The organism is Cupriavidus necator, assembly GCF_013141915.1.
GTDB classification, from domain to species: Bacteria; Pseudomonadota; Gammaproteobacteria; order Burkholderiales; family Burkholderiaceae; genus Cupriavidus; species Cupriavidus necator_B.
In genome coordinates, this window is record NZ_SROX01000008.1 from 284,135 (window position 1) to 296,635 (window position 12,501).

Consider the following 12,501-nt stretch of genomic DNA (forward strand, 5'->3'; position numbering starts at 1 on the left):
TCTTGGCGATTCCTTTGTCAGGTTGGTGCGGGCCATCGGCGCCGTCAAAGCACCACGTTGACCAGGCGGCCAGGCACCACCACGATCTTCTTCGGCGCCTTGCCTTCGGCAAACTTGGCCACCGTGTCGCTGGCGGCGGCGGTGGCCTCGATCGCGGCGCGGTCGGCGTCGGCGGGCACGGTGATGCTGCCGCGCACCTTGCCGTTGATCTGCAGCACCAGCTCGATCTCGCTGCGCACCAGCGCGGCTTCATCGACCTGCGGCCACGGCGCGTCGAGCAGGTCGCCGGCCTCGGCGGCGTAGCCCAGCTGTTCCCACAGGCCATGGGTGATGTGCGGCACCACGGGGTACAGCACGCGCAGCAGGATGCCGAAGCCCTCGCGGCGCGCGGCCGGCGACGCGGCCTTGGCGTCGTCCAGCGCGTTCAGCATCTTCATGGTGGCGGACACCACGGTGTTGTACTGAATGCGCTGGTAGTCGTAGTTGGCCTGCTTGAGCACGCCGTGGATCTCGCGGCGCAGTTCGGCATCGTCCGCGCCCGTCGCGCCGGCAGCCCCATCGCGGATGGCCGCGGCGTTGGCATAGCCGTAGTTCCACACGCGGCGCAGGAAGCGCGACGCGCCCTCCACGCCCGAACCGCTCCACTCCAGCTGCTGCTCGGGCGGCGCGGCGAACATCACGAACAGGCGCGCGGTATCCGCGCCGTACTGGTCGATCAGCGCCTGCGGGTCGATGCCGTTGTTCTTGGACTTCGACATCTTCTCGACGCCGCCGATTACCACCGGCTGGCCGTCGGCGATCAGCGTGGCGCCCACCGGGCGGCCGCGCTCGTCGGTGCGCAGGTCGACCTCGGCCGGGTTGTACCAGTGCTTCTTGCCCGAGGCGTCTTCACGGTAGTAGGTCTCGTTGAGCACCATGCCCTGGGTCAGCAGGTTGGTGAAGGGCTCATCAAACTTGACCAGGCCCAGGTCGCGCATGACCTTGGTCCAGAAACGCGCGTACAGCAGGTGCAGGATCGCGTGCTCGATGCCGCCGATGTACTGGTCCATCGGCATCCAGTAGTCGTTGCGGGCATCGACCATGGTGGCCGCGTCCGGACAGGTATAGCGCATGTAGTACCAGCACGAATCGATGAAGGTATCCATCGTGTCGGTCTCGCGGCGCGCGGGCTTGCCGCACGACGGGCAAGTGCACTGCAGGAAGCGCGGATCCTTGGCCAGCGGGTTGCCGGTGCCGTCCGGCACCAGGTCTTCGGGCAGCACCACCGGCAGGTCTTGCTCGGGCACCGGCACCACGCCGCAGCTGTCGCAGTGGATCAGCGGGATCGGCGTGCCCCAGTAGCGCTGGCGCGAGATGCCCCAGTCGCGCAGGCGCCAGGTGGTCTTTTTCTCGCCCAGGCCCATCGCGCCCAGGTCGGCCGCGATGGCTTCCACCGCGGCCTGATAGCCCAGGCCATCGTATTTGCCGCTGTGGATGCAGGTGCCGTGTTCCTTGTCGCCGTACCATTCCTGCCAGGCGTCGGTCGAATACGGCTGGCCCTTGACGTCGATCACTTGCTTGATCGGCAGCTGGTACTTGTTGGCGAATGCGAAGTCGCGCTCGTCGTGCGCCGGCACGCCCATCACCGCACCGTCGCCGTAGCTCATCAGCACGTAGTTGCCGACCCACACGTCGACCTTCTCGCCGGTCAGCGGGTGCACGACCTGCAGGCCGGTCGGCATGCCCTTCTTCTCCATGGTCGCCATGTCGGCTTCCATGACCGAGCCGTGCTTGCATTCGTCGATGAAGGCAGCCAGTTCGGGGTTGTTCAGCGCGGCGTGCGTGGCCAACGGGTGCTCGGCGGCAACCGCGCAGAAGGTCACGCCCATGATGGTGTCGGCGCGCGTGGTGAAGACGTAGAGCTTGCCGTCGTTGATCGGCTTGCCGTCCTCGCCCGGGATGTCATGGGTGAAGGCAAAGCGCACGCCCACGCTCTTGCCGATCCAGTTCTGCTGCATCACCTTGACGCGCTCGGGCCAGCCCAGCTGGTCCAGGTCGCCCAGCAGCTCCTGCGCATAGTCGGTGATGCGCAGGTAGTACATCGGGATCTCGCGCTTTTCCACCACCGCGCCCGAGCGCCAGCCGCGGCCGTCGATGACCTGCTCATTGGCCAGTACGGTCTGGTCCACGGGATCCCAGTTGACGGTGCCGGTCTTGCGGTAGGCAATGCCCTTTTCCAGCATCTTCAGGAACAGCCACTGGTTCCAGCGGTAATAGTCGGGGCTGCAGGTAGCGACTTCGCGCGACCAGTCGATCGCCAGGCCCATCGACTGCATCTGCTTCTTCATGTAAGCGATGTTGTCGTAGGTCCAGGCGGCGGGCGCCACGCCGTTGTTCAGCGCCGCGTTCTCGGCCGGCATGCCGAAGGCGTCCCAGCCCATCGGCATCAGCACGTTGTTGCCGTTCATGCGCAGATAGCGCGCCATCACATCATTGATGGTGTAGTTGCGCACGTGGCCCATGTGCAGCTTGCCCGACGGGTACGGCAGCATCGAGCAGGCGTAGAACTTGGGCTTTTCCTTGCCGTCGGGCCCGGCTGCATGCTCCGACACGCGATAGGCGTCGATGGCTTGCCAGTGCTGCTGGGCGGCTTGTTCAACGGCGGAAGGAAGGTATTTGTCTTGCATGGTCAAGGCAGCGTCTGCGCGGCAACTGGCCTGCCGGCATCCGGGGAGAATCGTTGGAAGGTAAGCGGCGGGGGCTGTCTGGGCGCCCGCCCGGCGTGCAATGCTAAAGCAATCGATTATAACCGTGGCAGCAGCGCTGGCCGCCCCCCGACGCGCCCTTACTTCAGGCCCAGCACGTCCTGCATGTCGAACAGCCCGCTGGGCTTGTCGGCCAGGAATCGGGCGGAACGCACCGCGCCGTCGGCATACGACTGGCGGCTGGACGACTTGTGGCTGATTTCGATGCGCTCGCCGATGCCGGCGAACATCACGGTGTGGTCGCCGACGATGTCGCCGCCGCGGATGGTGGCAAAGCCGATGGAACCGGGATCGCGCTCGCCGGTATGGCCTTCGCGGGCATAGACGGCGCAGGTCTTCAGGTCGCGGCCCAGCGCATCGGCGATCACTTCGCCCATCTTCAGCGCCGTGCCCGACGGGGCGTCGACCTTGAAGCGGTGGTGGGCCTCGATCACCTCGATGTCATAGCCGGTCGACAGCAGCTTGGCCGCCACTTCCAGCAGCTTGAAGGTGGCATTGACGCCGACGCTGAAGTTGGCGGCGAAGACAATGCCGATCGACCTGGCGGCGTCGGCCAGCGCTGCCTTGCCGGCCTCGTCGAAGCCGGTGGTGCCGACCACCATCTTGACCCCCAGCCGCTTCGCCGCGGCCAGGTGCGCCAGCGTGCCTTCGGGACGGGTGAAGTCGATCAGGCAGTCCGCGCCGGCCAGCCCGGCTTCCATGTCCGCCGTAATCGCCACGCCGGTGTTGCGGCCCAGGAACAGGCCCGCATCCTGGCCCAGCGCCGGCGAGCCCGGCACATCGAGCGCGCCTGACAGCTTCACGCCCTCGGTGTTCAGCACTTGTTCGATCAGCATGCGGCCCATGCGGCCCGATGCGCCTGCGATGGCGATGTTCATGGTGTCTGGCTCAGCGGAATATGCGCGATGCGCGAAAGAGGAACGAGCCGGCCATGCCTGGCCAGCCCGGAAAACCGGCGGCGCGCCGCAGCGGGCGCGCATGGTGGATCAGTTGGCGGCTGGCTTGGGCGCGTCGGCCGGGGCGGTGGCCGGCGCCGGGGCCGCCGCTTCGGCTGCGGGCTGGGCCGCTTGCGCCGGCTGCGCGGCGGCTTCCGGCTGCTGTGCCTGCCGCGGTACAAAGTTCTCAACCGTGGTCTGCGGCTCGGCCGGGGCCGCGGCGGCGCTGGTGGAGATCTTGCCCGGCGTCTGCTCCTTGAGCGCCTTCTTCATGCCGTCGATTTCGGCAATCAGCTCATACTCGGACGGGAGTTCGTCGCCACCAAACTTGACCAGCCTGTCGCCGTCGAAGAAGACCGTGTAGCGGCGCTGCTGCACCACGGGGGTATTGCCGCGGCGGAACGAGAACACATAATCCCAGCGGTTGGCATGGAACACGTCAGTCAGCAGCGGCGTGCCGAGCAGGAACTTGACCTGGTCGCGGGTCATGCCTTCGCGCAGTTGCGAGGCGGCTTCGCGCGAGACGAAGTTGCCCTGCACGATATTGATCCGGTACGGCGTGATGGCGTTGGCTACCTTGCGCGAGGTGGAATCGTAGGCCGAGCAGGCGCCGGCCAGCAGGGCCGCGGCCAGCAGGGAGACAACCAGCGTCGGACGCATGGCGGACGAACGGATAGAACGCATGGATCTCGCTTCCGGGAGGGAAAGAAAAGTAACGCGGCAAAGGACGCTGCGCAGGCATGAAAACGGCGCTCAATGCGCCGATTGCACCACACGAACAGATTGCATCTGCCGCCACAACCACATGGGACGACAACCTCGCCCGGCGCGCGATGCCGACCTGGGACATCGTCGGCGCGAGCGACTTTTGCTGCCAAAACCCTTATGATTCAACTATCGAGACATTGTACTCTAGGGAGTCACCCACATGCCGAGTCCGGCGGACCTCAAGAATATCGGCCTGAAGGCGACCGTGCCCAGGCTGAAGATTCTTGAAATTTTTCAAACCAGCGAGCAGCGGCACCTGAGCGCGGAAGACGTCTACCGTATCCTGCTGAACGAGCATATGGATATCGGCCTGGCCACCGTTTACCGCGTGCTGACCCAGTTCGAGCAGGCTGGCCTGCTGTCGCGCAACAACTTCGAGTCCGGCAAGGCGATCTTCGAACTCAACGAAGGCAAGCATCACGATCACCTTGTGTGCCTGGATTGCGGCAGGGTCGAGGAATTTTTCGATTCCGAGATCGAGCAGCGCCAGCAAAGCATTGCGCGCGAGCGCGGCTTCACCCTGCAGGAACACGCGTTGTCGCTGTACGGCAACTGCACCAAAACCAACTGTCCCCACAGACTCAAACGATAAGCCGCTCGCTCCCTTGACGGAGCGCAGACGTGCAACAAAAAACCGGCGCCAGGCGCCGGTTTTTTGTTGGAGGCTTGCCGACGCCGGTCAGCGTGCCTGCAGATCCTGCAGGTCCTGCTCGGTCACCGCCCGGGCCGGGCGTGCCGGCGGCAGGCCGACGAACTCGCCCACCACCTGGCGGAACAGGCCGCGCGCCCACACCAGCATCGGGTGGGTGTTGCGGCTGCGGTGCCAGAACATGTTCAGGCCAAGCGTGGTGTTCAACTCCGCCGGCAGCGGGAACGCCTTCAGGCCATAGGTTTCGCAAGCCATGTCCTTGGTCAGCGCATTGACGGTGAAGATCATGTCCGTCTGCGAGGCCAGCTCGGCCTGGGCCCGCCATGAATGTACCGTCAGCGATGCATTGCGCTTCAGGCCGCGCTGCTGCAGCGCGTAGTCGAGCGGGATCAGCGAAGGCGCCGGCCGGCCCGCGCTGCCCGAATGCGCCATGAAGATATGGCCGCAGTCCAGGTATTGCTCGAGCGTGCAATGGCCCTTCAGTACCGGATGGTCCTTGCGCGCGCACACCCACAGGTTGAGCGAGGTGACCATCTCCTCGACGATTTCCGGATGGCGGGTCGGGAACGGCGAGAATGCCAGGTCGAGTTCATTGGCGCGCATCGACGCGACATCGGTTTCCCACGAATGGGACTCGACCAGCTTGATATGCAGGTCGGGCGCCAGCGCCTTGATGCGCAACACGAAACGGTTGAACACCGTATCGCCCAGTTCCGCGGCAAAGCCGATGCTCAGCGTGCCAGTGGCAGTAGCCGGATCGAAGTTGTCCGCATCGCCCTCGTTGATGGACGACCACAGATCCAGCATGTCGCGAATCTTCGGCCCCAGCTCGAGCGCGCGCGGCGTCGGCGTCAGTCCGTGCGGGACGCGGATAAAAAGTGGATCGTCAAAGATTTCGCGCAGCCGGCCCAGCGAATGTGAGACCGCCGGCGCGGTCATGTGCATCTTCTCAGCCACGTAAGTGGCATTGCGCTTGCTCAGCAGCTCGGTGAAGATCACTAACAGCTTTGTGTCTACGTTCACCATGATCAGGCCCCCGGTCAGATTTTTCACAGCTTAGATGGCCCCACCACTTGCACTGGCTGCACATCAGATTTCAACAGCGTCTTAATAGTGTAAGAGGAAAAATCAAGCTCGGAAAGCAAATTCGGCACTTCTGAACGCGCTGCCGATGGCATAACTACGAAAAATTGCGCGCTTTTGCCGCTATTGATTGCAAATGCGTACATGGCCGGCGGCGCAGCGAGCACTTTTACCGCCGGGTACACCAGCATCCCGCCTTCCATTTTTATCATTCTTTTCTGACGCAAGTATTTCAACGCCGCGGCCAAGAAACGGCGCCGGCCGCGCAACTCGCCCAGGTCCCTGCCCAATAAACAAAAACGCGCCCGCAGGCGCGTTTTCCATGGTGGCGAGAGCCGCCGATTACTTGGCCACCACGCGGGCCATTTCCAGCACCTTGTTCGAGTAGCCCCACTCGTTGTCGTACCAGCTCACGACCTTGATAAAGGTGCCGTCCAGCGCGATGCCGGCTTCGGCGTCGAAGATCGAGGTGCGTGCATCGCCGCGGAAGTCCGTGGCCACAACCTTGTCTTCGGTGTAGCCCAGCACGCCCTTCAGCGCGCCCTGGCTCTGGGCCTTCATCTCGGCGCAGATTTCGTCGTACGAGGCCGACTTTTCCAGCTCGACGGTCAGGTCGACCACGGACACGTCCGAGGTCGGCACGCGGAACGACATGCCCGTCAGCTTCTTGTTCAGTTGCGGGATCACCACGCCCACGGCCTTGGCGGCGCCGGTCGACGACGGGATGATGTTTTCCAGGATGCCGCGGCCGCCGCGCCAATCCTTGTTGGACGGGCCGTCGACGGTCTTCTGCGTGGCGGTGGCGGCGTGCACGGTGGTCATCAGGCCGCGCTTGATGCCCCACTTGTCGTTCAGCACCTTGGCCACCGGGGCCAGGCAGTTGGTGGTGCAGCTGGCGTTGGAGATGATCGCCTCGCCCTTGTAGGTGTCGTGGTTCACGCCATACACGAACATCGGGGTGTCGTCCTTGGACGGGGCCGACATGATCACCTTCTTGGCGCCCGCGTCGATATGCTTCTGCGCGCCTTCCTTGGTCAGGAAGATGCCGGTGGACTCGACCACCACGTCGGCGCCGATCTCGCCCCACTTCAGCTCGGCCGGATCCTTGACCGCGGTCAGGCGGATCTTCTTGCCGTTGACGACCAGCGTGTTGCCGTCGACCGACACTTCGCCGTCAAAGCGGCCATGCACCGAGTCGTACTTCAGCATGTACGCCAGGTAGTCAGGCTCGAGCAGGTCGTTGATGCCAACGACTTCGATGTCCTTGAAGTTGGCGACGGCGGCGCGGAACACCATGCGTCCGATGCGGCCGAAGCCGTTGATGCCGATCTTGATGGTCATGACTGTCTCTCCTGAGGATCGATTGAAACCGGGGGGCGCCGCGTCTGCCGCGCGGCGCACCGCGCGGCTCCAGCGCCCGGATGCTTAGATAAGGGTGTCCTTCACCGTACGGACCACGTTCTCGACGGTAAAGCCGAAGTGCTTGAACAGCACGCCGGCCGGGGCCGATTCACCGAAGGTGTCGATGCCCACCACCGCCTGGACCTGGTATTTCCACCAGAAATCCGTCACGCCCGCCTCGACCGCCACGCGCGGCACGCCGGCCGGCAGCACGCTGGCCTTGTAGGCGGTGTCCTGCTTGTCGAACACGGTGGTCGCGGGAATCGACACCACGCGCACATTCACGCCTTCGGCGGCCAGTGCATCGGCGGCGCCGACGGCCAGGCCCACTTCGGATCCGGTGGCCAGGATCACCGCATCCGGACGGCCGGTCCTGGCGTTGACGCTGTCGCGCAGCACGTAGCCGCCGCGCGCGATATTGGCGCGGGTAGCGTCGTCGCGCTGCTGGAACGGCAGGTTCTGGCGGCTGAAGATCAGGCAGCTCGGGCCGTTCTCGCGGCGGATCGCCTCGGCCCAGGCCACGGCGGTCTCGGTGGTGTCGGCGGTGCGCCAGACGTCCAGGTTGGGGATCAGGCGCAGGCTGGCGACATGCTCGATCGACTGGTGCGTCGGGCCGTCTTCGCCCAGGCCGATCGAGTCATGGGTGAACACGAACAGCGAGCGGATCTTCATCAGCGCCGCCATGCGCAGCGCGTTGCGGCTGTAGTCCGAGAAGGTCAGGAAGGTCGCGCCGTAGGGGATGTAGCCACCATGCAGCGTGATGCCGTTCAGGATCGCGCTCATGCCGAACTCGCGCACACCGTAGTTGATGTGGTTGCCCCAGGCATCGACGCGCACGGCCTTGCTGCCCGACCAGTTGGTCAGGTTCGAGCCGGTCAGGTCGGCCGAGCCGCCGAGGAACTCGGGAAGCACCGGGCCGAGGGCCTCGATGGTGTTCTGGCTGGCCTTGCGGGTGGCGATGGTCTCGGCCTTTTCCTCGCACTTGGCGATAAAGGCGTCGACGGCGGCGTCGAACGCGCCCGGCAGTTCGCCCTTCATGCGGCGGGTGAACTCGCCGGCTTCATACGGGTGGCGCTCGGCGTACGATTCGAACAGCGCGTTCCAGGCGCGCTCCAGCGCCTGGCCGTTGGCCTTGGCGTCCCAGGCATCGTAGACCTCGGCCGGCACCTCGAACGGGGCGTGGGCCCAGCCCAGCGCCTCGCGCGTGGCCAGCACCTCGGCGCCGCCCAGCGGGGCGCCGTGCACGTCGTGACCGCCTTCCTTGTTGGGCGCGCCCTTGCCGATCTTGGTGCGGCAGCAGATCAGGGTGGGCTTGTCGCTGGCCTTGGCCTGCGCGATGGCGTTGTCGACCGCGACCACGTCGTGGCCGTCGATGCCGCGGATCACGTTCCAGCCGTAGGCCTCGAAGCGCTTCGGGGTGTCGTCGTTGAACCAGTGCACCACGTCGCCGTCGATCGAGATGCCGTTGTCATCCCACAGGGCAATCAGCTTGTTCAGCTTGAGCGTGCCGGCCAGCGAGCAGGCTTCGTGCGAGATGCCTTCCATCAGGCAGCCATCGCCCAGGAACACATAGGTGTAGTGGTCGACGATGTCGAAGCCCGGGCGGTTGAATTCCTCGCCCAGCAGGCGTTCGGCCAGCGCCATGCCGACCGCGTTGGTGATGCCCTGGCCGAGCGGGCCGGTGGTGGTCTCCACGCCCGGGGTGATGCCGTATTCCGGGTGGCCGGCGGTCTTGCTGTGCAGCTGGCGGAAGTTCTTCAGCTCCTCGACCGGCAGGTCATAGCCGGTCAGGTGCAGCAGCGCGTAGATCAGCATCGAGCCGTGGCCGTTGGACAGCACGAAGCGGTCCCGGTCGGCCCATTGCGGGTTGCCCGGGTTGTGCTTCAGGTGTCGGCCCCACAGCGCCACGGCGATGTCTGCCATGCCCATCGGCGCACCGGGGTGGCCGGAATTGGCCTGCTGGACGGCGTCCATGGCAAGCACGCGGATGGCGTCGGCCATCAGCTTGGCGGGCTGGGAAGCAAAAGGACTTGTGGCGGGATGGGCAAGGGCGGACATGCGGGCGGATTCGGCGTGAGCCTTGGCGGCAGGAAAACCGCAATTTTAGCAGAAGCTAGGGGGTTTTCCGGACCCCCGGGAGGGTCCCTGCGGCGGAGTCGGGGCGATCATCGCAGTCATGCCTCGCCATCGCGAGCCTGCAACCGGAACTATCCGGGGCGCGGCATGCCTGATGCTTCACCCCGGGGCTACGCCGGCGCCCTCGCGCGCCGCTTCGACAGCTTAGCGCGGCACGCGTAAGATGCACTCTCGCAGCGCGCGGCACGCCAGCCGCGCCGGGTTTCCCGCCATTCGGAGACGATCATGACCAGACCGGCCAACACGCCCTGGCTCACCCCCTACCTGACCGTGTCCAACGGGCGCGCCGCGCTGGACTTCTATGGCCGCGCCTTTGGCTTCACCCCCGGCAACGTGGTCGACGAGAACGGCGTCCCCACCCACGCCGAGATGCATTACCAGGGCCAGCTGGTGGTGATGTTCGCGCCCGAGGGCGCCTGGGGCAGCACCGCGCGCACGCCGCGCTCGCTGGGCGTGGAGTGCCCGCAAACCTTCTATGTCTATTGCGACGATGTCGACGCCATGCACCAGCGCGCGGTTGACGCCGGCGCGGTGAGCCTGATGGCGCCGGCTGACCAGTTCTGGGGCGACCGCTATTGCATGGTCGAGGATCCCGATGGCTACCGCTGGGGCTTCGGCAAGCCGCTGGCACAGGCTGACCAGGCAGGCCAGGCAAGCTGATGGCGCCACGATTTTTCGTCGGCGGCGCTGATGCCGTGCTGGCTGCCGAATCGGATTTCCCGCTGCCCGAACCGGTGGTGCGCCACGCGCAGGTGCTGCGCCTGGCGCCGGGCGACGCCATCACGCTGTTCGACGGCCGCGGCGGCAGCCACGCCGCCACGCTGGTCGAACTGGGCAAGCGCCACGCGCTGGCGCGCATCGGCGCGCATGACGCGGCCGAGGCTGAGCCGCCCTTCCACGTCACGCTGGCACAGGGCCTGGCGGGCGGCGACAAGATGGACTGGCTGATCGAGAAGGCCGTCGAACTTGGCGTCGCGGCCATCCAGCCGCTGCAGGCCAGCCGCTCGGTGGTACGCCTGTCCGGGGAGCGCGCGCAGAAGCGCCAGGCGCACTGGCAGGCGCTGGTCCAGGCCGCCTGCGAGCAATGCGGCCGAAATCGTTTGCCGGCGGTGGCAGAGGTCACTAACTTGGATACGTGGCTGGCGCGCGTCGCCCAGTCCGGCAGCGGCGGCACCAGACTGCTGGTGTCGCCGCGTGCCGCGCAAGCGCTGCCGGCGCTGGTGGCGGAACGGCGCGAGGCGTTGCTGGCCGATGGCGTCACCTTGCTGATCGGCCCGGAAGGCGGCCTGGCCCCCGAAGAAGAACAAGCCGCGCTGCAGGCCGGTTTCACCGGCGTGTCGCTCGGCCCGCGCATCCTGCGTACCGAGACCGCTGGGCTCGCCTGCCTGGCCACTCTGAACGCCTTGCTGGGCGGATTCTGACGACGGGCCACTCCGGCCCTGTGTCACGTTGCAACCCTGACTGAAAGGAGTCGACCATGGGACTACTCGATAGCGTGCTGGGCGGTGTGCTCGGACAGCTCGGCGGCGCGCGCGGAGAGGGCGGCCAGGCCGGCGGGCTCGATCCCAAGCTCATGATGGCGCTCGGCCTGCTGGCAACGCTGGCCATGCGCAGCCGCGCCCAGGGCGGCGATGCCGCCGGCGCGCCGGCGGCCGATGACGGCCTGGGCGGGCTGGGCAGTCTCGGCGGGCTGCTGGGCGGCATGCTCGGCGGCGGCAGTGGTGGCACCGCGCCAGGCGACGCCACTGGCGGACTCGACCTGGGCTCGCTGCTTGGCGGCCTGCTTGGCGGCCAGGGCGGCGCGCCGGCCAACAGCCAGGCGCTGGGCGCGGCCGCCGGCGGCATCGGCGCGCTGCAGCAGATCCTGGCGCAAGCCGGGCTGGGCGAGCAGGTCAATTCGTGGATCGGCAGCGGCGCCAACCAGCCGGTCACGCCCTCGGCACTGAGCGACGCGCTGAGCGACACTGGCGCGCTCCAGTCGCTGGCGCAGAGCACCGGCATGTCGCAGGACGACGTGGCGGCGCAGCTGAGCGAAGGCCTGCCGGAACTTATCGACCGGCTCACACCGCATGGCCACGTGCCCGCGCAGGAATAAGCGCAACACGCCCGAAAAGCAAAAAGCCCGCATCAGTGAACTGAACCCCAGAAGTTGGACGGTTCGAGAAGACTAGGCTTGCAAGGGCTGAGTCCTGTATTGCACGGGACTCAGCCCTTTTAGTTTCAGTCGGATACGTTCGTGGTTGTAGTAGTGGATGTATTGCCGGATGCCAGCCTGCAACTGCTCCACGCTGTCGAATTCGTTCAGGTAGAAGAACTCCGACTTGAGCGTTCCAAAGAAGCTCTCCATCGCAGCATTATCAAGGCAATTGCCCTTGCGGGACATGCTCTGGCGGACCTTCTTGCCCAGGAGGCGCCGATAGGCTGGCATCTGATACTGCCAGCCCTGATCCGAATGCAGCAAGGGCCGCTCCCTACGTTTAAGGTGTGAGATCGCTTTCTTCAGCATGCCACTGACCAGATCGAAGGTGGGCCGTGTGGAACTCTGCCAGGCGATGATCTCGCCGTTGTACAGGTCCATGACTGGCGACAGGTACAGCTTCTGCCCCTTCACGTTGAACTCGGTCACGTCCGTCACCCATTTCTCGTTGGGCCGTTGCGCAGCGAACTGCCGGTTGAGCAAGTTCGGCGCCACCTGGCCCAGCATTCCCCGGTAAGAGCGGTATTTCTTCGGTCGTACCAGCGACTTCAAGCCCAACTGCAGCATCAGGCGCCGGATCAACTTGTG

General features: G+C 65.8%; 12 protein-coding genes. 4 read left to right on the plus strand and 8 right to left on the minus strand.

Features of this window, described 5'->3' with window-relative positions:
• Positions 1-44: 44 nt before the first annotated feature.
• From leuS to E5S69_RS17420, 3 genes are all read right to left on the minus strand, one after another.
• A complete protein-coding gene (gene leuS / locus E5S69_RS17410) occupies positions 45-2,666 on the minus strand; it encodes a leucine--tRNA ligase (protein WP_171515914.1) in 2,622 nt (873 codons plus the stop codon).
• 158 nt (positions 2,667-2,824) lie between these two features.
• A complete protein-coding gene (dapB, locus tag E5S69_RS17415; protein ID WP_171515896.1) occupies positions 2,825-3,622 on the minus strand; it encodes a 4-hydroxy-tetrahydrodipicolinate reductase in 798 nt (265 codons plus the stop codon).
• Positions 3,623-3,730: 108 nt separating this feature from the next.
• A complete protein-coding gene (locus E5S69_RS17420) occupies positions 3,731-4,363 on the minus strand; it encodes an outer membrane protein assembly factor BamE (protein ID WP_171515897.1) in 633 nt (210 codons plus the stop codon).
• A gap of 244 nt (positions 4,364-4,607) precedes the next feature.
• Here E5S69_RS17420 and fur point away from each other — a divergent pair, with 244 nt between their 5' ends.
• Entirely contained in the window at positions 4,608-5,039 is a 432-nt protein-coding gene (gene fur, locus E5S69_RS17425) for a ferric iron uptake transcriptional regulator (protein ID WP_171515898.1), read from the plus strand.
• A gap of 87 nt (positions 5,040-5,126) precedes the next feature.
• On the opposite strand, the gene E5S69_RS17430 is transcribed toward fur, so the two are convergent.
• The 4 genes from E5S69_RS17430 to tkt all read right to left on the minus strand — a co-directional run bounded on the left by E5S69_RS17430 (position 5,127) and on the right by tkt (position 9,638).
• Positions 5,127-6,122: a LysR family transcriptional regulator gene (locus E5S69_RS17430; RefSeq protein WP_171515899.1), complete on the minus strand. Its 996-nt coding sequence runs from the start codon at positions 6,120-6,122 to the stop codon at positions 5,127-5,129.
• A 23-nt stretch (positions 6,123-6,145) separates the two neighbouring features.
• Positions 6,146-6,427 (minus strand): hypothetical protein, encoded by a 282-nt coding sequence (locus E5S69_RS17435; protein ID WP_171515900.1) that lies wholly within the window; start codon positions 6,425-6,427, stop codon positions 6,146-6,148.
• Positions 6,428-6,521: 94 nt separating this feature from the next.
• Positions 6,522-7,520 carry a type I glyceraldehyde-3-phosphate dehydrogenase gene (gap, locus tag E5S69_RS17440; protein WP_171515901.1) on the minus strand — a complete coding sequence of 333 codons (999 nt, stop codon included), beginning with the start codon at positions 7,518-7,520 and terminating at the stop codon, positions 6,522-6,524.
• Positions 7,521-7,604: 84 nt separating this feature from the next.
• Positions 7,605-9,638, minus strand: coding sequence for a transketolase (gene tkt, locus E5S69_RS17445; protein ID WP_171515902.1), 2,034 nt, complete (start codon positions 9,636-9,638; stop codon positions 7,605-7,607).
• 303 nt (positions 9,639-9,941) lie between these two features.
• Between tkt and E5S69_RS17450 the strand changes: the two genes are divergently transcribed.
• Genes E5S69_RS17450 through E5S69_RS17460 form a run of 3 tightly spaced genes read left to right on the plus strand, consistent with a single transcriptional unit; the run spans position 9,942 to position 11,811 of the window.
• Entirely contained in the window at positions 9,942-10,376 is a 435-nt protein-coding gene (locus tag E5S69_RS17450; protein WP_171515903.1) for a VOC family protein, read from the plus strand.
• Positions 10,376-11,137 (plus strand): 16S rRNA (uracil(1498)-N(3))-methyltransferase, encoded by a 762-nt coding sequence (locus tag E5S69_RS17455; RefSeq protein WP_171515904.1) that lies wholly within the window; start codon positions 10,376-10,378, stop codon positions 11,135-11,137. Before E5S69_RS17450 ends, E5S69_RS17455 begins: the two co-directional genes overlap by 1 nt.
• Before the next feature lie 56 nt (positions 11,138-11,193).
• On the plus strand, positions 11,194-11,811 hold the full coding sequence (locus tag E5S69_RS17460; RefSeq protein ID WP_171515905.1) for a YidB family protein: 618 nt from the start codon (positions 11,194-11,196) through the stop codon (positions 11,809-11,811).
• A 72-nt stretch (positions 11,812-11,883) separates the two neighbouring features.
• Here the strand turns inward: E5S69_RS17460 and E5S69_RS17465 are convergent.
• The coding region (locus E5S69_RS17465; RefSeq protein ID WP_171515906.1) for an IS3 family transposase at positions 11,884-12,501 on the minus strand (618 nt) is incomplete at its 5' end.

What these genes read in the sequence shown, in the direction of transcription:
- leuS (WP_171515914.1), bottom strand. Translation starts at nt 2,666, where the DNA reads ATGCAAGACAAATACCTTCCTTCCGCCGTTGAACAAGCCGCCCAGCAG.
- dapB (WP_171515896.1), bottom strand. Translation starts at nt 3,622, where the DNA reads ATGAACATCGCCATCGCAGGCGCATCGGGCCGCATGGGCCGCATGCTG.
- E5S69_RS17420 (WP_171515897.1), bottom strand. Translation starts at nt 4,363, where the DNA reads ATGCGTTCTATCCGTTCGTCCGCCATGCGTCCGACGCTGGTTGTCTCC.
- fur (WP_171515898.1), top strand. Translation starts at nt 4,608, where the DNA reads ATGCCGAGTCCGGCGGACCTCAAGAATATCGGCCTGAAGGCGACCGTG.
- E5S69_RS17430 (WP_171515899.1), bottom strand. Translation starts at nt 6,122, where the DNA reads ATGGTGAACGTAGACACAAAGCTGTTAGTGATCTTCACCGAGCTGCTG.
- gap (WP_171515901.1), bottom strand. Translation starts at nt 7,520, where the DNA reads ATGACCATCAAGATCGGCATCAACGGCTTCGGCCGCATCGGACGCATG.
- tkt (WP_171515902.1), bottom strand. Translation starts at nt 9,638, where the DNA reads ATGTCCGCCCTTGCCCATCCCGCCACAAGTCCTTTTGCTTCCCAGCCC.
- E5S69_RS17450 (WP_171515903.1), top strand. Translation starts at nt 9,942, where the DNA reads ATGACCAGACCGGCCAACACGCCCTGGCTCACCCCCTACCTGACCGTG.
- E5S69_RS17455 (WP_171515904.1), top strand. Translation starts at nt 10,376, where the DNA reads ATGGCGCCACGATTTTTCGTCGGCGGCGCTGATGCCGTGCTGGCTGCC.
- E5S69_RS17460 (WP_171515905.1), top strand. Translation starts at nt 11,194, where the DNA reads ATGGGACTACTCGATAGCGTGCTGGGCGGTGTGCTCGGACAGCTCGGC.